This window comes from Paenibacillus sp. FSL R10-2734 (assembly GCF_037963865.1).
In the GTDB taxonomy this organism is placed as follows: Bacteria; Bacillota; Bacilli; order Paenibacillales; family Paenibacillaceae; genus Paenibacillus_AQ.
In genome coordinates this window covers 509,199-531,799 of record NZ_CP150170.1, presented here as the reverse complement: position 1 = coordinate 531,799, position 22,601 = coordinate 509,199, and the positions used below count along the sequence as shown (strand labels likewise).

Here is a 22,601-nt window from a genome sequence, read left to right as displayed (position 1 = left end):
TGCTCTTTACTGTATAATCAAATCACCGCAGACAGGATGACCTTAATATTCGTCTGTATATTTTTAAGGGAGGATCATTTTATTCTATGGCAATTGAAGTGGGCACCAAGTTAGAAGGCAAAGTGACAGGCATCACGCATTTCGGAGCATTTGTGGATCTGTCAGGAGGTGTCACAGGTCTCGTTCACATCTCGGAAATCGCCGATAATTATGTCAAGGATGTTAACGATCATCTGAAGATTAGTGATGTAGTAACAGTCAAGGTGATCAACGTCGATAAGGACGGCAAGATCGGACTTTCCATTAAGCAGGCAGTTGACAAGCCGGCATCGGAAGTACGTCCGCCTAGAGCTCCAAGACCAGAACGTCCTAGCGGCGGAGACCGTTTCGGCGGCGGTGGCGGCAGTGGTGGTGGAGGCGGCGGTGGATTCAATCGTGAACGGGGTGGGCGTCCATTTAAGCCTGCAGCCGGTAAACCTTCATTCGAGGATAAAATGTCGCGATTCCTGAAAGACAGCGAAGAACGGATATCTTCGATTAAGAAGAACACAGAAGGAAAGCGCGGAGGCCGTGGAGCCAAACGCGTGTAATCCGATACCTGTACATCATAAATAACCGCAGGGGCATTTCGCCCTTGCGGTTTTTTTGTCATGTCATATAAAATTGCCGACAGCATCCATGTCATTCTCACATAACTCTAGGGCAATCGCTGACGAATGACCGCCGCGTCATCGCGTGAAACCGCGTTGCAAACAATCTTGAAACCAATCAACCTACCGTCCCACAAGGGATAGAACTGCTTTTTTAGAGATCATAGCTAAAGGCTTTTTTGTCGGAAATTTCTTGTGTGTGTCCCTCCATTTCTGACAAACTTTCTCAAATACCCGGCTATATAATGAGTAGCATAAATTCTTAAACGGGTGGTGTAGGGGAATGAGTAAAAGCAACGTGGTAAATTTGCCAGAGTGGACAAGAGTGGGAAATGAAGATAAGAAGCAGAGACAAGCCTTACGCACGCGTATTACAGCTTGGGGCCAGAAGCGGCGGTATGTTCAGTTAATTGCAGCGAAGAAATGGATGCTTTTGCTCAGTTTCATGGGGTTTCTGCTAGGTAGAGCCATGATCTTGGACGAACTGTCTCCTTTTGCTGCCGCATACTTTGCCGTCATTGTGTTTATGCGTCGCGACTCTATTGTACCTGTAGCTGCTGCCATTGTAGCTGGAAGTCTTTTTACTCCATTCCCAGGGGCTTTGGTTATTACTGCTGAGCTGATTATTTTCTTTCTAGTTTATAAAGGATTGGAAAGCTATGAACGAATAGATTTGTCTTATGCGCCGCTTATGGTGTTTGTGTCTTCGTTTATGGTTGGCCTGTTCCAGATCGTTATTGGACCTTCTCTTTCTTGGTATCCACTTATGATGACAACACTAGATGCTTTACTAGGCTTTGTGCTTACACTGGTGTTCATTCAGGCGCTGCCTCTACTAACCTATAAGCAAAAGAGTAGAGCGCTTAGGAACGAGGAGATTCTATGCCTTATTATATTACTTGCCTCAGTAATGACGGGCCTTGTGGGTTGGACCCTTAATGGTTTGTCTTTGGAGCATATATTGTCACGATATTTGATTCTACTCTTCGCCATGGCAGGGGGGGCTCCTCTTGGTGCTGCTGTTGGGGTTGTGACCGGATTGATTCTCAGCTTGGCTGATATCAGTGCCATCTATCAGATGAGCCTGCTTGCTTTTTCCGGAATGCTAGCGGGAATGATGCAGAGTGGTCGAAAAGGTGCAGTATCTATCGGTATGTTGCTAGGATCTACGATCCTTTCTGTATATTTTACGGGTCCGGGTGATATGATGGCCTCAACATGGGAGACCTGCGTAGCGGTAGTACTATTTCTTATAACGCCGAAGGCGATGATATCTGCCATTGCTAAATATGTTCCGGGCACGTCAGATCATAGCCGATCTCAACATGAATATGCGCGACGAGTAAGGGATTTAACGGCGGAACGAGTGACACAATTCTCACAAGTGTTCCAGCAACTCTCGAGTAGCTTTGGGCAGATCCCACGTGCTGGAGAAGTGGGGAAGTCAGACCGTGAAATGGAAGATTTCATGAATACGGTAACAGAAGGAGCCTGTGCAGGGTGCGTTCGGCGTTCTCACTGCTGGGATGCAAAATTCTATCAAACGTATAGGTATATGACCGATATGATGACTACTGTTGAGGAATGCCCTGATATTACGGCAGCTCAGTTGCCTCCAGAATGGAGCCGGATTTGCGGTAAAACCGGCGAAGTACTTGATGTTATGAAAGGACAATATGATCTTTACCAACATGATATGCGATGGAAAAGACAAATATACGATAGTCGTCAATTTGTTGCCGAGCAGCTATCCGGCGTATCACAGGTTATGGAGGACTTAGCGAGGGAGATTAAACGTGAGGGACAGGCCATGTATCGTCAGGAAGCTCAAATCCGTGAGACATTGGAGAAATTAGGCTTGTCTATCCATGGTATCGAAATCTTAAGTCTGGATCCTGGGCGTGTAGAAATAGAGGTGGTGCATGCCTATACTCGTGGTTTTGATGAATGCCGTAAAATGATCGCTCCACTCCTCTCTGACATTCTAGATGAGAATATTGCTGTCATGAGCGAGACGGCAGTTCATCCTCGGGAAGGATTGTCGATGGTTACCTTCGGTTCAGCTAAAGCCTTTGAAGTAAATACTGGGGTGGCGGTTGTCTCTAAAGGTGGAGATATGCTATCTGGTGATAGCTTTAGCACCGTAGAGCTTGGAAATGGCACCTTTGCCGTATCCATTAGCGATGGAATGGGAAATGGTGAGCGGGCGAGGATGGAGAGCAGTGCCGCACTCGGTATGTTAGAAAAGCTACTGCAATCTGGTATGGATGAGAAGCTGGCTGTGAAGTCGGTAAACTCTATTCTCTTATTACGTTCTCCAGATGAATTCTATGCCACAGTAGATATGGCGTTAATTGATCAGTATTCGGCACAGACAACTTTTATGAAGATTGCTTCCGCACCGAGCTTTATTCGGAGGGGCAGTGAGGTCATTCCAATAACCTCTAGTAATCTGCCTATAGGAATCATTAAAGATATCGATGTGGACCTGATTAGCATGCAGCTTCGGGCGGGCGATATTTTGATTATGATGACCGATGGTATTTATGATGCGCCTGGATATGCCGTTAATAAGGAGATATGGATGAAACGGTTGATCCAAGAGCTTGAGGGGGATGATCCTCAAGATATGGCGGATAGCCTGTTAGATAAGGTAATCCGTTATCAGGGCAATGAGATCCATGATGATATGACGATTGTCGTTAGTCGTGTAGATCATTTCCATCCGGAATGGTCTAGCCTGCATATGCCGGGTGTCGGCCGTATGGAGCGTCCTCGTACGGTTAGTTAGATGGTTGGGCACGCGCGAAGCGTCGTGTTGCATGTACGTTTTAGCACGCGCGAAGCGTCGTGATGCTTGTATATGTTTGTAGCACGCACGAAGTATCGAGTTGCCTGCGAGGTGCCATACTGTTGAGGGTTTAAGCACGTGCGAAGCGCCGTGCTTCGTGCTGCCAGCAAGCTATCGAGGCGAGTCTATTAAGTAACTCGCCCCCCCTATTACTCCCGTTTCAATGGTCGGCTGACTTGGGACGGAATCTTTAGATCTAAACTGTTTACAAAAAGTGAAAGGACGGAACGGAGAGAATGTTGGAGCTGTAGAAGCGGAGCGTTCGCCTTTATTCTTTGATTTCAACCGCAGAGGACGGTTTTAATAGAGAAATCAAAGAATAACAGCGATCGAAAGCCCAACAATTCTCGCAGTTCCCCTATTCACTATCCCCCCACAGTTCAGATCATAGATTCCTCCCACCGGAATACGACGTTTGAAATCTCTTAATCTGGATATGCTAGAAACAGAGGTTTCAAACAAAGGGGAGTGGAGAGTCATGAAGCAGATATTGCTCATTACTGACGGTTGTTCAAACGTAGGGGAAAGTCCGGTGATGGCAGCGGCGCATGCCCTGCAGGAGGGAATTACCGTAAACGTAGTTGGTGTAGTCGATTATGGAACGATTGGGGAGCTTGGGAGTCGGGAAATAGCTGACATCGCTAAGGCCGGTGGGGGTCTTAGCCGTATAGTTGGGACACCGCAGCTGGCGCAGACGATCCAGATGATGACACGCAAGACTGTGGTTCAGACGATCCAGCAGGCGGTTAATAAAGAGGTAAAAAAGATACTAGGCGAAGGTTCGCTGGATCAGCTACCTCCTGTTCAACGATCACAAGTCGTTACAGTTGTGGATGAACTAACAGAAACATCGCCGCTACGCATTGCGCTCCTTATCGATGCAAGTGCTAGTATGAAGCCTAAACTGGGTGCTGTGGAAGATGCGATTCGTGATTTGGCGCTCAGTCTGGAAGCCAGAGAAGGCAAGAGTGAGATTGCTGTGTTTCATTTTCCCGGAAATAACAGCAGCGAAGATGCTAGGCTTGATTTAGATTGGACCAAAGATATGTCAGGTATTCGTACGCTATTCTCCAAATTAAACATGAGAGGCGCAACACCGACGGGTCCAGCTATTTTCAAGGTGCTTGAACATTATCGTTATGATACACTGGATGAACATCGTGGACGCCGAGTGGATGACCACGACGAAAGAGAAGGGATGATTGGTGGGTATGTCGTCTAATCCGTCCTATCCTACCGGCACCTTAATTACCGGCAAATGGCGTGGAAACCGTTATGTCGTGGAGCGGATGCTGGGAAGGGGCGCGAACGGAACCGTATATCTCGTGCAAAGAGAAGGCAGACGGGAATGGTACGCGCTAAAAATCGGATACGATACACTTGATCTCCAATCGGAGATCAATGTACTGACGTCGCTGCAATCGCGTCGTAAGCGCAATGAACATCGTGCTAGGCGCGAGTCACCATTATCTTCTTATTTTCTGGAAGCGGATGATTTTGCGAATGGTAACAACGTACCCTTTTATGTCATGCGGTATGTTGAAGGCAAGCCCTTGCATCATTTTCTATCAAAGAACGGACCGGATTGGCTAGGCCTGGTAGGTCTTGGTCTTCTCGATAAGCTACGCACATTGCATGAATGTGGATTTGTGTTTGGAGACTTAAAGCCGGAGAATGTGATGGTGTCCAATTACGGTAAAGTGGAGCTGATCGATTTTGGAGGTGCAAGCCCTAAAGGTCGCAGTGTGAAGCAATTTACCGAATGGCATGACCGTGGCTTTTGGAATGCAGGCAGCCGCACGAGTGATGAGAGTTATGATCTATTCGCTTTTGCTGTACTGTGCCTACGTCTTCTCAATGAAGAGGGGCTCAAGAAAGCTGCTCTACAGTTGCCGCAGACAAGAAGTGTAGATGAGCTGTTTAAGCTGGCTAGAAATCTACCCGATAAGAAATTATCCTCTTGGATTTGTTTGGCGTTAAAAGGCGGATTTTCCGGTTCAGCGGATGCTGCTGAAGTCTGGCGAAACCATATTTACAATTCGCGTAGAAAGCGGCCTGACAGTATGGACACACCTCGCTGGCTCAAAAATGCTTTTGCATTATCCTTGTTTGTGCTTGCCTTTACGATTTATTGGGTATTCCGTTTTTGAAAATTATAAGAAAGTATAAAGTTTTACGCTATACATTATCCTTATAAATCTCGTATAAACGCTTACCGTCCTTAAAAGGACGATGAAGCCGTTTTAGCTTGACTCATACATATAGTTGGAGAGAAAGGGGGCCGCATATGGAGCAAATGAATGGACTGGTGGAGTCTGTATTGGAGTCAGCAGCCGAGCATGAGCTGTGGGCGCCCCATGACACCATTGTAGTCGCAGTTTCCGGCGGCCCGGATTCTGTGGCTCTTTTGCATGTTTTGCATGAAATATCTTTAAACGTTATGCCGCTTACCTTAATATGCGCTCATGTGAATCACGGATTTAGACCGGAGTCGAAGGAAGAGGCAGAGCTAGTACGTGGTATGGCTGAAGAACTGGGACTGCCTTTTGAGTTAGCCGAATTCGATATTCCTTCTTTGATTAGAGAGAGTGGACTCGGTCCTGAGGGGACAGCACGTGAGAAGCGCTACGAATTTCTGATTGATACCGCACACCGATATGGGGCGCGTTCCGTTGCTCTGGCTCACCATGCGGATGATCAGGCAGAAACGGTGATTATGCGTCTATTGCGGGGAAGCGGTTTATCGGGGTTGTCCGGTATCAAGTGGAAAAGAACAGAAAAAAAGGTGGAACTCATTCGTCCATTCCTACGTATTAACAAAACGGCTCTTCTTGGGTTATGTCAAAATGAAGGTTTCACCTATGCCGAGGACGCTACTAATCTGCTGACGAAATACAAGCGGAATGCTATTCGATTGGAAGTTCTTCCTTTTCTGGAAAGGTATAACGGCAGAGTGAGGCAGTCACTTGTGCAGCTTGCGGAAATTGCGGGAGCTGAGGATGAATATATGGAGGCATCTGCGGTAAAATGCTTTGAAGAGCTGGTTTCGGAAGGAGAAGGGAAATATACCTTTAACAGAGCTTCATTTGCGGCCATACCCTCCGCTTTACAACGGCGTTTGATTAAACTAATATTAAATTATCTGTCGGCGGATCTATCTGCCCTTGATTTCTCCAAGATTGAATCTGTACGTCGGGGGACGCTGCAAAGCTATCCCACCACCTGGAGTTTGGATTTAGGTGGAGGCCTGACTTGTGTGCGGCAATATGATATCATCTTGTTCTCGTCCAAGCCCGCGCAGCAACAGGCAAGCTATACATATCGTCTGTTTTTACCGGACTCTGAGCTTAAATTGGAGGAAATAGGTAAGGTGATGTCGATAGCGGTGCTGGAGAGAGAAAACTTTTTTGTACAGGGGGAGGATTATGGGAAGCTGTCGGCTTGGTTTGACCGTGATGAATTGGTCTTTCCACTGACGATTCGTTCCCGATTGCCTGGAGATACCATAAGGATCATGGGATTAAACGGAAGCAAAAAGGTAAAAGATATTTATATTGATGATAAAATACCTGCTTCTGATCGCTCAAAGATCCCCCTCGTTTGTGATGGTTTGGGCAATATCGTCTGGATTCCGGGCGTAAGACGCTCGATGCATGCCGCAGTAGGGCGGCACACGACCTCGGTACTTCTATTGTCTCTGGCAGAGCTGGATGACCGTGAAGAAACGTAATGGTCGAAGTAAGTCTTTCATAGTATAACTTAGGAGGTTTCGCAAGTTGCAAAATGATATTCAAGAAGTCTTGATCACCGAAGAGGAACTTCAGCAGAAAATTAAGGAGCTCGGCCAAACACTGAGCGAAGAATACGCAGGACGTACCCCTTTAGTCATTTGTGTACTAAAAGGCGCGTTTATATTTATGGCAGATTTGGTTAAAGCCATTACAGTACCTGTTGAGATGGATTTCATGGCAGTGTCCAGCTATGGAGCATCCACCAAGTCCTCTGGAGTAGTTAAGATTATTAAGGATTTGGATGTATCGGTAGAAGGCCGCGATATCTTGATCGTTGAAGATATTATTGACAGTGGCCTTACGCTCAGCTATTTGATTGAGCTGCTCCGCAACCGTAATGCTGCTACTATCTCTGTGGTTACCTTGTTTGATAAGCCATCAGGCCGTACGGTTAATCTTGAAGCCAGCTATACAGGCTTCGTGTTGCCAGACGAATTTGTAGTAGGCTACGGATTGGATTATGCTGAGCGGTATCGGAACCTCCCATATGTTGGAGTACTGAAGCCTGAGATTTATTCCAATTGAACTATTCTGCCTTGATCATACGGATCGGGCACCCTTGGCTTCCTTTATTTGAGGTGTCCCAAGAGGCTATGGTACAATAACTTGAGTGTTGCGAGAGGAGGTAGGGGATGAATCGGTTCATCCGGAATTCTGGTTTTTATTTGATTTTATTTTTAGTCGTGGTGGGTATTGTCCAGTTTGTGAGCAATGGAAATGAAGCCGCCGATTTCCCTAGATACGACGAGTTACGGCAGGAGATCAAGAGCAACAATGTGAAGGATTTGACGGTTCAGTTTGAGGGTAATGCCTTTTTGGTCACAGGCGAATATAGAGAGTTGCCTGCCGATACTAAATCGAAGAGCTTCTCCACATATATTCCTCCTACAGATCAAGCTATTAATGAACTGATTGCAGCCAGTGATGCAAATGGGATAGAGTTAACTCAGAAGAAGATGGAAGGTACTAGCATTTGGATAACATTCCTTTCTTCCATTATCCCACTGGTAATTATGTTCATCTTGTTCTTCTTCCTGTTTAACCAGGCGCAAGGTGGCGGCGGTAAAGTCATGAACTTCGGCAAGAGCAAGGCTCGGTTATATAATGAAGAGAAGAAGAAAATCAGCTTTGAGGATGTTGCAGGGGCGGATGAAGAGAAGCAAGAGCTTGTCGAAGTCGTTGAGTTCCTGAAAGATCCGCGCAAATTTGCGGCTGTCGGTGCACGTATCCCTAAAGGCGTACTGCTTGTAGGTCCTCCGGGAACAGGTAAAACATTGCTAGCTCGTGCAGTAGCAGGTGAAGCGGGCGTTCCTTTCTTCAGTATTTCCGGTTCTGATTTTGTGGAAATGTTCGTGGGTGTCGGTGCTTCTCGGGTACGTGATTTGTTCGAGAATGCTAAGAAGAATGCTCCATGTATTATCTTCATTGATGAAATTGATGCTGTGGGTCGTCAACGTGGCGCCGGTCTTGGTGGCGGACATGACGAGCGTGAACAGACGCTTAACCAATTGCTGGTTGAGATGGATGGATTCGGTGGTAACGAAGGCATTATTATTGTTGCGGCAACTAACCGCGCTGATATTCTTGATCCTGCATTACTCCGTCCAGGACGTTTTGACCGTCAAATTACGGTTGACCGCCCTGATGTGAAAGGCCGTGAAGCTGTACTTAAGGTTCACGCTCGTAACAAGCCGCTTACGAAAGATGTAAGACTGGATGTTGTTGCAAAACGCACAACTGGATTCACAGGTGCTGATCTAGAGAACCTGCTAAATGAAGCAGCGTTGCTAGCTGCACGTCGTAACCGTAAGGATATTTCCATGGTTGAAGTGGATGAAGCTATCGACCGTGTTATTGTAGGTACTGAGAAACGTAGTCGAGTGATCAGTGACCGCGAGAAACGCATTGTAGCTTATCATGAAGCAGGTCATACTATAGCTGGTTACTTCCTAGAGCATGCCGACATGGTTCATAAAGTTACTATTATTCCACGCGGACGTGCAGGCGGATATGTTATTATGCTTCCGAAGGAAGACCGCATGATCGTTACCAAGCAGGAGCTATTGGATAAAGTAACTGGATTACTTGGTGGACGTGTCGCCGAGGAATTGTTTATTGGCGAGATCGGTACGGGCGCATACAGTGACTTCCAACAGGCTACGCGCATCGTGCGTGCCATGATTATGGAGTACGGAATGAGCGATAAGCTTGGACCTATGCAGTTCGGCTCTTCTCAAGGTCAAGTATTCCTGGGTCGCGATATTGGGCATGAGCAGAATTACAGTGATTCCATTGCTTATGAGATTGATCAAGAAATGCAGAACTTTATTACTTCGAGCTACGAACGTTGTAAAGAGCTGTTGCTCAAATACTCTAAAGAAATGCACTTGATTGCCAATACGTTACTTGAGAAGGAAACACTTGAACTTGATCAGATCAAAGAACTGATTGAACAAGGATTCCTTTCCGAGGATGGTAAACCTGAGGGCGGCGAAGGCGTTGCACTTGAAGTTGGTGAACCAGTCATTGATAATATCGGTGATGTGCGTGTTCGCATTCAAGGCAAGTCCGAAGACATTGAGTCCCTGCCTCCGAACTTATCTAAGGAAATCCCGAACAAACCTGAATCTGAGGGTAATGAAGGATCTGATGATGACAATAAAGGCGGCGGAACTAGCCTTACGTAAGCAGGCTCACTATTCATAAGATGTAAATTTATCCGGAGAACGTAACTGTTCTCCGGATTTTTTATTTTAATTTTTAGTTAATTTCATGCCTGAAAGCCTGTCCAGTCACATTGACAGCGGCTGGAACGTTGTGTACATTAGTGATTAATATTACTTACTTTAATCATCAGCTAATTCATTTTTTCAGATGATGGCTCATGCCATTTGATAACATCGCGCCGGCGTAAAGCCGTGAAGATTTAAGGGGGAGAACAATCGGTGGAAGCTCTGGCACTTGAGCGCAAGCAGGAACAGAATCGAGAACTTCGTATACGTCTTGAACAGCTTAAGAAGGAAAGAAACGCAATCATTTTAGCTCATTATTATCAACGTGATGAAATTCAGGAGGTTGCCGATTTCCGGGGAGATTCTTTTTTACTCGCTCAGAAGGCTGCGGAGACAGATGCAGAGGTTATTGTATTCTGCGGTGTTCATTTCATGGGGGAAAGTGCTAAAATTCTTGCCCCAAACAAAACCGTCCTTATTCCTGATGAACGCGCAGGCTGCCCAATGGCTGATATGGTCAATGTAGACGGTTTGCGTAAGCTCAAAGCACAACATCCAAATGCTAAAGTGGTTACTTATATCAACTCGTCTGCAGAGATTAAAGCGGAAACTGATATTTGCTGTACTTCTGCCAATGCCGTGAAAGTAATTGAATCCCTTGATGCTGAAGAAATTATTTGGGTACCCGATAAGAATCTGGGCCAATACGTACAAGATCAGACCGGCAAAAAGCTGATCATTTGGGAAGGCTATTGCAATACTCACGACATGTTGACTGTTAAAGATGTAGTTGAAATGAGAGCGAAATACCCAGAAGCAGAATTTGTAGTTCATCCAGAGTGTCGTCCAGAAGTAGTGGCCATGGGTGATTATGTAGGTAGTACGACATCCATTCTTGAATATTGCCGAAAATCGGACCGCAAGCAGTTTATCGTTGGGACCGAGGACGGTACAGGATATCAGCTCCGCAAGGATAGTCCAGATAAAGAATTCCATTTTGCTACGAAATTTCTTGTTTGTCCTAATATGAAAGTTAACAATCTAAAAAAACTGGTGAAATGCCTGGAGACGATGAAGCCACAAATCTATGTACCGCCTGCTGTCGCCGACAAAGCCAGAACATCCCTAGAGCGCATGCTACAAGTCCGGTAGTATGCGCTACTCTTTCTTTGAAACAGGTGAAAAGCGGTCATGATTCCACAATATTTGGTTGATTTTGATCTTCGGGATATTCCTAAAGAAAAGACAGATTGTATCGTTATCGGTTCAGGGATTGCTGGATTATTCACGGCTATTAAAGCTAGTGAAGATCGGCGTGTCATAATGATCACAAAGAAATCAGTAATGGAGAGTAATACTCGCTATGCGCAAGGGGGGATCGCAGCTGTTATAGCGGAGGATGATTCCCCTGCATACCACCGGCAGGATACCCTAATGGCTGGAGCAGGTCTTTGCTCATCAACAGCTGTCGATGCACTTGTTAATGAAGGGCCAGATAGAGTTCATGAGTTAATTGGTTTAGGCACTCTTTTTGACAAGGAAGATGGGGTACTGGCTTTGACGCAGGAAGGAGCGCATAGCCACCGTCGTATTTTGCATGCTAATGGAGATGCTACAGGTTATGAGATTGTTCGTGCTTTGGCTGAACAGGTAGCTGAACATGAGAATATTGAGGTGTGGGATGATCATTATGTCATTGATCTCATCACTGAAGGTGGAGAATGTGTAGGCGTATTACTGCAGCGTCCCGGCGGTGGACGATTATTCCTGCAAGGGGATGCGACTATTTTATGCTCTGGTGGAGCAGGACAATTATATAGATACACTACAAATCCTGAAGTAGCTACTGGCGATGGTGTAGCCATAGCTTATCGAGCTGGTGCTCATATACGAGATATGGAATTTATTCAATTTCATCCTACAGCATTGAGTTACCCTGGAGCTCCTAGATTCTTAATCTCCGAAGCTGTTCGTGGAGAAGGGGCAGTATTGCGCAATATTAATGGAGAGCGGTTCATGGATCGTTATCATGAGCTACTTGAGCTGGCCCCACGAGATATTGTAGCTAGGGCTATTGTAAGTGAAATGGAACTTACTAAGTCAACATTTGTCTACTTGGATATTACGCATGAATCCCCAGAAATGGTGAAGCATCGTTTCCCTACAATCCATGAAACATGTATGGGCTATGGACTGGATATTACAAGTGATTGGATCCCAGTGGCGCCTGCTGCGCATTATATGATGGGGGGAATTAAGACCGATCTGAATGGGGAGAGTACGGTCCCTCGCTTATTTGCTTGCGGGGAGGTATCTTCCACAGGCGTACATGGGGCTAACCGATTAGCAAGCAATTCTTTATCAGAGGCGGTTGTTTTCGGGCATCGCATTATTGAGCGGATTCGCACATTATCCCCGCTTGGACGTGATGTTTTATCAGTTAGCAGCAACGAAGGACGTGTTGATTCGTCAACTCAAGCTATTGTGGAACGCCGTTTGAAGCTGCAAAAGGTAATGGTTCGGTATGCTGGATTACGTCGTAATGAAGAGACCTTATCTAAGGGAATAGAGGAATTAAAACGTCAGCTACCCATCTTTGGATCAGTATTGACTAAACGTGAGGAATACGAGTTCGCTAATATGCTGACCTGCTGCTTGCTCGTGACAGAGTCTGCTATAGCACGGGAAGAGAGTCGCGGGGCGCATTACCGTGAGGATTATCCGCAGCGAAGCGATGATCAGTGGCGTAAGCACCTGCTTCAAATTCGGGAACTGGGAATAGTGGAGGAATTAAGCGATGATGTTTAATGGTTACAATGAAGAGCTAGTGCAATCCATCAAGGCTTGGCTGCGGGAAGATGTTGGTTCCGGGGATATAACAACACAAATGACGATTCCAGTCGGCCATGAGTCCAAGGGGATTATTCATGCTAAGGAAGACGGCATCATTTGTGGCATCCCAATCGCAGAGCTGGTTTTTGAAATTGTTGATCCTACGCTTAGCTTTACAGCCCTTGTAGAAGAAGGTCAGGCAGTGACAAAAGGGACTGTAATTATTGAGGTGGAAGGCAGCACACACGCAATTTTAACAGGTGAACGGTTGGCACTCAACTTGATGCAGCGCCTTTCTGGTGTAGCATCACGTACGGCATCTTTCGTGCAGGTGCTTGATGGATTACCGACTCGGCTAGTGGATACACGTAAGACAACACCAGGACATCGTATGCTGGAGAAATATGCGGTTCGTATTGGTGGGGGCTTTAATCACCGCTTTGGTCTATATGATGCGGTTATGATCAAGGACAATCATATTAAAGGTGCAGGTGGTATTCGGCAGGCTGTAGGTCGTGCTCGGAAGAACATTCCACATACGATGAGCATTGAAGTAGAGACTGAGAATTTAGAGCAAGTGGAAGAGGCGCTGGCAGCAGGTGCTGATATTATTATGCTTGATAATATGTCTAACGAGATGATGAAGCAAGCCGTGGCTAGGATTAAGGCTAAAGCTCCACATGTCAAGACAGAGGCCTCCGGCAATGTTTCGTTAGAAACGGTTCGCGGGATTGCAGAAACGGGTGTGGATGTGATTTCTGTAGGACGTCTTACGTACTCCTTCTCCAGTCTGGATATTAGTCTAGACCTTAATGCCAAGAAGGAAGGATCCTCGTCATGATGCTTGCTGTTGATGTCGGTAATACCAATATTGTTCTCGGTGTATACAGAAAGCGCGAATTGTTGCATCATTTTCGGCTAAGCACTGCGCGCCAATCAACCGTGGATGAGTATGGAGTACTGATACACAATCTTTTTCAGATGTCAGGGATCTCTGTTAAAGATGTGGAAGGTGTAATTATATCCTCGGTAGTTCCACCCCTGGTTAAGACTATCGTGGATATGTGTATAAAATATATAGGCAAAGATCCGTTGCTCGTGGGACCAGGGATAAAAACGGGGCTTAATCTTCGCTATGAGAATCCGCGTGAGATTGGCGCAGACCGGATTGTTAATGCAGTTGCTGCGATTGAACAATATAAATGTCCGCTTGTTGTTGTTGATTTTGGTACGGCTACGACCTTCGACTGTATCGATGCAGGAGCTAATTATCTCGGAGGAGCGATTGTTCCGGGCCTTGTGATTTCTACAGAGGCCTTATATCAGCGAGCATCCAAGCTACCACGAATTGAATTAGAGAAGCCTAAAAAGGTTATCGGACGTAATACGGTTCACGCTATGCAGGCCGGTATTATTTTTGGGTATGCAGGTCAGGTTGAGGGAATCGTTAAGCGCATCAAAATCGAGATGAACGCTCCGGAGCTGAAGGTTATTTCTACCGGAGGCCTCGCTTCGCTAATCGCGGGTGAGACAGACTGTATCGACGAAGTAAATCCTATGTTAACACTAGAAGGTTTACGAATTATTTATGACCGTAACCAATAAAGATAAAGAAGCCTAAAGGGCGAAGAGATAGGAGGGCTATGCACCCAATGGAGAAAAAGAAGGATCGACTTATCCGTGGAACGGCTATGAATGGTAAAGTGAGAGCGTTTGCTGTCCGCACAACAGAATTGGTCGAGGAATTGCGGAGCAGACATGATACGTATCCGACGGCTACAGCCGCGCTAGGACGTACAGTTACCGCTGCAGCCATGATGGGGGCTATGCTCAAAGGTAGTGAGAAGCTGAGTATTATGGTTAAAGGCAATGGACCGATTGGACAAATCGTTGCCGAGTCCAATGCATTAGGGGAAGTGCGCGGTTATGTGCATAATCCGCACATTCATTTACCGAGCAATAGCATGGGGAAACTGGACGTAGCTGGAGCAGTGGGAACTGAAGGGTTTATTGATGTTATAAAAGATTTAGGGATGAAAGAGCCTTATCGAGGTAGCATTCCTATTATCTCCGGAGAGCTTGGCGATGATTTGACTTATTATTTTGCTGTTTCTGAGCAAACGCCAGCAGCGGTTGGTCTAGGTGTATTGGTTGATACCGATGAGTCGGTGATCGTTGCCGGGGGCTTTATCGTGCAACTTCTTCCTGGACTTATGGATGCGGAGATTACTGAGATTGAAAAGGCTGTGGGGGCTATGCCTTCCGTAACAGCAATTCTCGATCAGGGTCTGGAGCCAGAAGAAATGCTGCGTTTCCTTTTGCCCGATGCGGTGGTTATGGATGAACTGGATATTAACTTTGCTTGTCAATGTTCGCGTGAGCGGGTTGAGCAGACATTGGTTAGCTTAGGGCAAGATGAACTGGAGAGATTAATTGCAGAAGATGAACAGGCTGAAGTTGTATGTCATTTTTGCAACGAGGCTTATGTTTTTAATAAAGACGAATTACAGGTCATTTTAGAACAAGCGATTTCGTAGGGCATCGGATGATGACGAGACAAGAACGTGCACTTCGCAATACGGTTGTTATTCTGACTGTTGCCTCTTTAATGCTCGGAGGTCTATTATTCTGGAGTTTACGCGCTATGGCCCTTCTTAAAGGAGATACAGCAGAGAATGAAACACCGGAGATAGCGACTGCAGGCGGACAACCGATAACAGATAAGCAGTGGATGGATGAACTCAAAAAAAAGCATGGCCATGAAGTGCTAGTTGGAATGCTCAATCATATTGTTGTGGATATGGAAGCAAAGGCTCTGGGGATTACCGTGTCAGACGATGAGGTTGAGCAGGAACTTGCACGAACTATGGTTGGATACGGATCGGAAGAGCAGTATTATGCGCAAATGCAGTCTCAGTTGGGATTATCTCGTCAGGAAGTGTTCGCAGAGACGGCTTATCGTCTGACCTTGCAAGCGATAGCTACAGTTGGTATTACGATTAAAGAAGCTGATATCGATACTTATTTAGATCAGAATGCTGAGCGGTTCACTCCGAAAAAAGTATTGGAGCTCTCCATGATTAAGGTTTCATCCTATGATGAGGGAGAGCAAGTGATGGATCGCTTGGAGCAGGGCGAGGATTTTGCTGATTTGGCTAGGGAAGTGTCCATTGATGAAGAGAGTCGGCAGCAAGGTGGAAGCTTGGGTAAGGTAGAGGAAGACGATCCTTTTTGGCCCGAGGAGCTGCTTAAGACGGCTGCTAATTTGGATGCGGGTGATATAGCAGGTCCGATTCAGGCGGAGGACGACTTCGCTATCATTCGACTAGAGAGTATTCACTCTCCAGCTATTCCGGAACAGAAGGAAATCCGGGCGCTGATACGTCAAGAGCTGGCTTTGGAGCAAGCACCACCTCTACAACAAGTGGAGGGTGATTTGCGTACCAAATACGATGTATCAATAAATATTGACAACAGCCTGTAAGATTGATAATATGATATTAACGTAAAACCTACCGTTTTAGTCGGAAATAACTAACGGTGGTCGAATATCCATACCCCTTTATAGCAGTTATTACTGCCTAATAGGGACCCACACTACAGAAGAGTAAAGTCACAATTTACGTTCTTATATCGCATTTATCATTCTAAGGAGGTTTTTGCTCATGGCTAAAGTCGTTAACAACGTAACAGAATTGATCGGTGGTACTCCGCTCGTTCGTTTGAATCGTCTGGCACAGGAAGGCTCCGCAGAAATTTATTTGAAATTGGAATATCAGAATCCGGGATCAAGCGTGAAAGACCGTATCGCAATCAGCATCGTGGAAGAAGCTGAACGTGAAGGTCTACTGAAACCAGGAGGCACAATTGTAGAAGCGACTAGTGGCAACACTGGTATTGGCTTGGCACTTGTAGCTGCAGCTAAAGGTTATAAGGCAGTAATTGTAATGCCAGAAACCATGAGCTTGGAGCGCCGCAATCTACTTCGTGCATACGGAGCGGAATTGGTACTGACTCCAGGATCGGAAGGCATGAATGGTGCGGTTAAGAAAGCCGACGAAATTCTGAAAGAGAACCCAAGCTATTTTCCATCTGAGCAATTCAAGAACAAAGCGAATGTGAAGATCCACCGTGAGACTACTGGACCTGAAATCATTGATGCTATTGAATCCATTGGTGGACCACTAGATGCATTTATCGCAGGTATCGGAACGGGTGGAACGATCACGGGAGCAGGCGAAGTGCTGAAGAGCAAATATCCTGACGTGAAGATCTATGCTGTGGAACCAGCTGCTTCTCCAATCTTGGCAGGAGGCAAGCCAGGCCCTCACAAAATTCAGGGTATCGGTGCTAACTTCATTCCTGAGATTCTGAATCAAGACATTTATGACGAGATCATCCATGTTGAGAACGATGAAGCATTCGAAACTGCACGTCGTGTAGCTAAAGAAGAAGGTGTCTTGTCTGGTATTTCTTCAGGTGCAGCAGTATTTGCAGCACTTAAAGTCGCTAAAGACCTGGGCCCTGGCAAAAAGGTAGTTGTCATTATCCCAAGTAATGGTGAACGTTACCTGAGCACCCCACTTTACAATTTCGAAGCGTAATTGTTTGCAATAACGAACTTATAAGAGTCTTCATACCACTTTTCCAGTGGTGATGGAGACTCTTTTTTACGAGAAACGTTTATCGTCTTTAATTCTTAACAGTATAGAATTTATAAAAATGAGGTGAAGGATATGCGATCACCTCATTTTTATTTTCTGCACCAGTAAAGTCATGGAGCCGAACATCTTAAAACGAATGCGAAATGGATTCACGGGATGCGCCAATATTCAACTTGTGGTAATGGGGAATCCTATTTTTAATGATCCGCCCACTACTTTGGGATGTATAACGGACGGAGTAGACCTTATATCCTCCTAAGTGCATGTTTTAGTGGAACTAACGGACACCAGCGCCGCTATTCGTCGAAAATCACCCGGAAATGGGCTTGTTATAAGGCAATAAGTGCAATACGGTCCGTTAACCCTGATATATGTGCTCATTTACCGGAATTAAGGTCCATACGGTCCGTATGGAATCTCACTACGAAGGGAGTACATGGATAGGGTACAGAATTACGGATGAATGTTTATTTTTGAAAAATGCTATGGTTTTCACTGAGCACTCAAAAGTTATAATAATTTCCTATAGCTGGGGGCTTTTCAATAATGCCTTAAGTACAGTATACTGACAGGCAATATACTACAGATGATTAATAATAATTGAATACTAGACAAAACTAAGCGAATGCTTACGAAGTAAGTTTTGTCCTGAAGATTAAACCGTAAGATTATGCTAGACAAAACTAAGCATATGCTTACGAAGCAAGTTTTATTGCGATGTAAGTTCAGAGAAGTATTTGCTCCATAAAACTTTTAGGAGGATGGCTTTGGAAATCATAACGACATGGCATGAGTGGGAACAATGGGCAGCTGAAGACTGGAGCATGTTCCCCTTGATTATAAAATCACCCAAGTTCACAGGCGGATTACCCGCGTCCTGGGAGAAGGCCTGGGAATTAGCTTCTCAATACTCCGTAGTGTTGGAGAGTGGCAAGGGTGGCCGCTATACGTACTTAGGTTTAAACCCTGCATCTATATTGAAGGGCAAGGGTGAAAGCGCGGAGGTATTTAGCCTCTCTCCCGAATCATTGGGTCAGACTGCTGATGAGGGTACACATGAGGTGACAACGCTGCTAGGTCAGCCGCTGGAGCTACTACAGCAATGGATGTCAGGCTTCACCTCGCCAAGTCTAAAAGTTCAGGGCATTCCTCCATTTACAGGTGGATGTATTGGATTTCTGGGTTATGATGTGGTTCGATCATTGGAGCGTTTGCCGTCTCTTGCACAAGATGATCCTGGCTTTCCCGACTATCTCTTTATGAGGTTTGACGAGATATGGATTTATGATCATGAAGAGCATGTGCTTTATTGTGCTGTTCACGTTCCGGTTCCACCAGAATGTGGGATGGAGGATTTGCAGAACCTTTATCTCGGTGCTATAGAACAAGCTGGTCGAATGGTAGAGCAGTGGCAGTTGATAACCACAGCTTCGGGATTAACCGAAGAGGCGACAGTTAACATTGAAGCCCTTACGGTTTCATCAGGAGAGTGGCCGGGCATGACTTCTGCTTTCTCCCCTGAGAAGTTTCAGCAGGCAGTAATGGACGTTCAGGAATACATCCGCCAAGGCGATGTATTCCAAGTGAACCTCTCGCTGCGTCAGGAGGCGCAGCTGAAGTCCTCGCCGGAGGATGTTTACGAGTGGCTGCGGGGGCTCAACCCGTCCCCGTACATGGGGCTCTTGCGGTCGCCCGGCTTCGCGCTATCCAGCGCTTCGCCGGAGCTGCTCGTCAAGCTGCACGGGGACAAGGTGAGCGCACGGCCAATCGCCGGTACCCGGCGCCGGGGAATAACTCCCGCGGAGGACGCCGCCATGGAGGCGGAGCTTCGCGGGAGTGAGAAGGAGATCGCCGAGCATATTATGCTTGTCGATCTGGAGCGCAACGACATCGGACGTGTCGCTGCATACGGGTCCGTCAGCGTGCCTGAGCTGATGACGGTGGAGCGCTACTCTCATGTGATGCATCTCGTTTCGCAGGTAGAGGGCCGAGTCGCGCCAGATAAGGACGCGTACGCTGTCATCGCAGCCTTGTTCCCGGGGGGAACGATTACAGGTGCGCCCAAAGTAAGAACAATGGAAATCATTGAAGAACTGGAGCCTGTTCGGCGTGGGCCGTATACAGGATCCATGGGCTTTATTGACTATAACGGAAATATGGAATTAAATATTATTATAAGAACACTGGCTGTAAAGGATGGAGTCGGATATATTCAGACAGGTGCGGGCATCGTGATCGATTCTGATCCCTACCGTGAATACCGTGAATGCCATAATAAAGCCAAAGCGGTAGTGAAGGCGGTACTCTGTAGTGAATTACAGCAGGAATCCCAAACTACCAGTGGCGCCGAAGGGGGAGAAACACTGTGATCTTGGTCATCGATAATTATGATTCCTTTACGTATAACCTCGTACAGTATTTAGGTGAGCTTGGGGAAGAGGTTAAGGTACACCGCAACGATGAAATTACCATTGAAGAGATTGAAAAGCTGGCTCCAGACCATATTCTAATTTCTCCAGGTCCATGTACACCAAATGAAGCGGGGATTAGTTTGGAGTTGTTGCATCATTTCAAAGGCATCATTCCGATCTTTGGCGTATGTCTTGGACATCAGGCGATTGGCCAAGCATTTGGTGGCAATGTCATTCGTGCAGAACGTTTGATGCATGGCAAGACATCCCCGATTCATCATAAAGGAACATCGGTATTTGAAGGGTTGGAGTCTCCTTTCACCGCAACTCGATATCATTCTTTGATTGTAGAGCGGGAGAGTCTACCGGATTGTCTAGAGATTACAGCGGAGACCGAAGAAGGGGAGATTATGGCACTTCGCCATAAAGAATACCCTATCGAAGGTGTGCAGTTCCATCCAGAATCGATTATTACGGATCATGGTCATACGATGCTGCGTAACTTCTTGAAACGGAGAGCCGGAGAAACGGCATGAAATATATAGGATTTAACAATGGTGTCATCGACGCCCGAGAAGCCGTGGTTTCCGCTTTGGATCACGGTTTTTTGTACGGCATAGGATTGTTCGAGACCTTTCGGACATATGGGGGAGTCCCCTTTTTGCTGGAGCGTCATTTGAGCCGTTTGGCGGAGGGCTGTAAGGAGCTAGGCATTCCATTTGATTCACAACCGGAGCATCTGCAGGACTGGATTCAGCGTGTTATGGTTAAAAATGAATTAAAGGAAGCCTATATACGTTATACCGTAACAGCTGGGGAGGATATTCTCGGATTACCAGCGGGGGATTATCGTGAACCCAATCATTTGCTATACATCAAGGCGTTGCCGGAAGTATCCGAAAAGCTATACAGCGAAGGCAAAGATCTGCAGCTATTGTCCTTACGACGTAACACTCCTGAGGGGGCTGTGCGATTCAAGTCGCTGCACTATATGAATAATATTTTGGCTAAGCGGGAGCTTAGAGGTTATGCTTCTGCGGCGAATGGTGCTGAAGGACTGATGTTGACGGCAGAAGATGTTATTGCGGAGGGCATTGTCAGCAACATCTTTTTTATAAAAAATAAAATTCTCCACACGCCTGATATCTCAACTGGGATTCTGCCGGGAATTACCCGGGAAATGGTAATGGAGCTGGCTTGTAGTGCTGGAATCATAGTAGAGGAAGGCGCTTACCGGTGGGAGCAGGTATTGTCCGCGGATGAAGTGTTTCTTACCAATTCCGTACAAGAAATTGTCCCGGTCACAACACTATGGGAACAAGATAAAAGATTTACCGTAGGCGATGGCCTTTGCGGTAGAATGACTTCGGATTTGATTTTATCCTATGGAGAAAGGACGGGAATATCGAAATGAGACCAGCTATATTCAAGCGGACATACCGCTGTGGGAATACAGATTTGCAATTGGGAAATCGAACGTTGATTATGGGTATCCTGAATGTAACCCCGGATTCTTTTTCAGATGGAGGACTTTGGGATGATCCGGAAAAAGCAGTAGAACATGCGCTACAAATGGCCGCAGACGGTGCTGATATTATAGATATTGGTGGAGAATCTACCCGTCCTGGTCATAAACCGGTGGGGCTTGAAGAGGAGTTAGCTCGTGTATTGCCTGTCATCGAGAGTATTCATCGAGCGGCACCGCATATTCCGTTATCTATTGATACCTACAAAGCTGAAGTGGCACGCCAAGCTATTGCTGCCGGTGCTCATATTATTAATGATATATGGGGCTGTAAGGCTGATCCGGAAATGGCGGCAGTGGCAGCAGCTGCGGACTGTCCCATCATTTTGATGCATAATCGACAGGACCGTGAGTATACCAATCTAAGTGCGGATATGTCGGCAGATCTTAAGGAAAGTATTGATCTTGCTTTAGCCGCAGGAGTGAAGCCATACAATATCATTTTGGATCCAGGGATCGGCTTTGCTAAGGATTATAATGAAAATTTGCAGGCAATGATGCTTTTGGACGGGTTGACTGAGTTTGGCTATCCACTGTTACTGGCGACTTCACGCAAAAAATTTATCCGGACGGTCCTTGATTTGCCCTCTGATGATGTTGTGGAAGGTACCGCAGCTACAGTAGCCTTTGGTATTGCTCAGGGCTGCCAGATCGTACGCGTACATGATGTATCCCTAATTAACCGAACGGTCAAGATGTGTGACGCGATGTTGTATGCTGCGCCTCCAGTGGTGCGTGAATAAAGATATTTTATAAAAAAGGGCGGGTTTAAAGATGGATAAAATGACGATGCATCGAATGGAATATTACGGATATCATGGTGTGTTTGAAGAAGAGCGTAAGCTAGGTCAACGTTTTTACATTGATTTGGAGCTGGAGCTTGATCTGCAGGGAGCGGGCCAGAACGATGATTTGAACCAAACCGTGAATTATGCCGAAGTGCATGAACTGGTCAAAAATATTGTCGAAATAAAGTCCTTTAAGCTGATCGAAGCTTTGGCAGAATATATTGCATCCTCCGTACTGGACACTTATACTGTTATCAATGCAGTAACGGTAAAAGTAACTAAACCGCATCCGCCATTCGACATTCATTTTCAGGGAGTGACTGTAGAGCTGCGCAGAACTAGAAAGTGAGAACAAGG

The 22,601-nt window shown here is 46.1% G+C and carries 19 protein-coding genes; all 19 read left to right on the top strand.

Features of this window, described 5'->3' with window-relative positions:
- The first annotated feature begins 86 nt into the window (after positions 1-86).
- Positions 87-590 (top strand): S1 domain-containing RNA-binding protein, encoded by a 504-nt coding sequence (locus NSS67_RS02450; RefSeq protein WP_094871998.1) that lies wholly within the window; start codon positions 87-89, stop codon positions 588-590.
- A gap of 343 nt (positions 591-933) precedes the next feature.
- Complete coding sequence (gene spoIIE / locus NSS67_RS02445; RefSeq protein ID WP_339318154.1) at positions 934-3,441, top strand: stage II sporulation protein E; 2,508 nt, start codon at positions 934-936, stop codon at positions 3,439-3,441.
- Between the two features lie 538 nt (positions 3,442-3,979).
- A complete protein-coding gene (locus NSS67_RS02440) occupies positions 3,980-4,723 on the top strand; it encodes a VWA domain-containing protein (protein WP_339318153.1) in 744 nt (247 codons plus the stop codon).
- Entirely contained in the window at positions 4,707-5,651 is a 945-nt protein-coding gene (locus NSS67_RS02435) for a serine/threonine protein kinase (RefSeq protein WP_339318152.1), read from the top strand. The genes NSS67_RS02440 and NSS67_RS02435 overlap by 17 nt, the downstream gene beginning before the upstream one ends.
- A 137-nt stretch (positions 5,652-5,788) precedes the next feature.
- A complete protein-coding gene (gene tilS / locus NSS67_RS02430; RefSeq protein ID WP_339318151.1) occupies positions 5,789-7,231 on the top strand; it encodes a tRNA lysidine(34) synthetase TilS in 1,443 nt (480 codons plus the stop codon).
- Between the two features lie 46 nt (positions 7,232-7,277).
- Positions 7,278-7,817, top strand: coding sequence for a hypoxanthine phosphoribosyltransferase (gene hpt, locus NSS67_RS02425; RefSeq protein WP_339318150.1), 540 nt, complete (start codon positions 7,278-7,280; stop codon positions 7,815-7,817).
- 107 nt (positions 7,818-7,924) lie between these two features.
- Positions 7,925-9,979, top strand: coding sequence for an ATP-dependent zinc metalloprotease FtsH (gene ftsH / locus NSS67_RS02420; protein ID WP_339318149.1), 2,055 nt, complete (start codon positions 7,925-7,927; stop codon positions 9,977-9,979).
- A 258-nt stretch (positions 9,980-10,237) separates the two neighbouring features.
- Positions 10,238-11,176: a quinolinate synthase NadA gene (gene nadA, locus NSS67_RS02415; RefSeq protein WP_042183878.1), complete on the top strand. Its 939-nt coding sequence runs from the start codon at positions 10,238-10,240 to the stop codon at positions 11,174-11,176.
- 39 nt (positions 11,177-11,215) lie between these two features.
- Complete coding sequence (gene nadB / locus NSS67_RS02410; protein ID WP_339318148.1) at positions 11,216-12,832, top strand: L-aspartate oxidase; 1,617 nt, start codon at positions 11,216-11,218, stop codon at positions 12,830-12,832.
- Positions 12,822-13,697, top strand: a complete 876-nt coding sequence (gene nadC, locus NSS67_RS02405) for a carboxylating nicotinate-nucleotide diphosphorylase (protein WP_339318147.1) — start codon at positions 12,822-12,824, stop codon at positions 13,695-13,697. The genes nadB and nadC overlap by 11 nt, the downstream gene beginning before the upstream one ends.
- Entirely contained in the window at positions 13,694-14,461 is a 768-nt protein-coding gene (locus NSS67_RS02400; RefSeq protein WP_042183892.1) for a type III pantothenate kinase, read from the top strand. The genes nadC and NSS67_RS02400 overlap by 4 nt, the downstream gene beginning before the upstream one ends.
- A gap of 47 nt (positions 14,462-14,508) precedes the next feature.
- The gene (hslO, locus tag NSS67_RS02395) at positions 14,509-15,393 is read left to right on the top strand and encodes an Hsp33 family molecular chaperone HslO (protein ID WP_339318146.1); all 885 of its coding nucleotides are present in this window, start codon (positions 14,509-14,511) and stop codon (positions 15,391-15,393) included.
- Between the two features lie 8 nt (positions 15,394-15,401).
- Positions 15,402-16,340, top strand: coding sequence for a peptidylprolyl isomerase (locus NSS67_RS02390; RefSeq protein WP_339318145.1), 939 nt, complete (start codon positions 15,402-15,404; stop codon positions 16,338-16,340).
- Between the two features lie 181 nt (positions 16,341-16,521).
- A complete protein-coding gene (cysK, locus tag NSS67_RS02385; protein WP_339318144.1) occupies positions 16,522-17,460 on the top strand; it encodes a cysteine synthase A in 939 nt (312 codons plus the stop codon).
- Positions 17,461-18,344: 884 nt separating this feature from the next.
- Complete coding sequence (locus NSS67_RS02380; RefSeq protein WP_339320486.1) at positions 18,345-19,889, top strand: anthranilate synthase component I family protein; 1,545 nt, start codon at positions 18,345-18,347, stop codon at positions 19,887-19,889.
- On the top strand, positions 19,886-20,467 hold the full coding sequence (pabA, locus tag NSS67_RS02375) for an aminodeoxychorismate/anthranilate synthase component II (RefSeq protein ID WP_339318143.1): 582 nt from the start codon (positions 19,886-19,888) through the stop codon (positions 20,465-20,467). Before NSS67_RS02380 ends, pabA begins: the two co-directional genes overlap by 4 nt.
- Positions 20,464-21,345 (top strand): aminotransferase class IV, encoded by an 882-nt coding sequence (locus tag NSS67_RS02370; RefSeq protein ID WP_339318142.1) that lies wholly within the window; start codon positions 20,464-20,466, stop codon positions 21,343-21,345. Before pabA ends, NSS67_RS02370 begins: the two co-directional genes overlap by 4 nt.
- Positions 21,342-22,199, top strand: a complete 858-nt coding sequence (gene folP / locus NSS67_RS02365; protein ID WP_339318141.1) for a dihydropteroate synthase — start codon at positions 21,342-21,344, stop codon at positions 22,197-22,199. The genes NSS67_RS02370 and folP overlap by 4 nt, the downstream gene beginning before the upstream one ends.
- A 31-nt stretch (positions 22,200-22,230) precedes the next feature.
- Positions 22,231-22,593, top strand: coding sequence for a dihydroneopterin aldolase (folB, locus tag NSS67_RS02360; protein WP_339318140.1), 363 nt, complete (start codon positions 22,231-22,233; stop codon positions 22,591-22,593).
- Positions 22,594-22,601 lie beyond the last annotated feature (8 nt).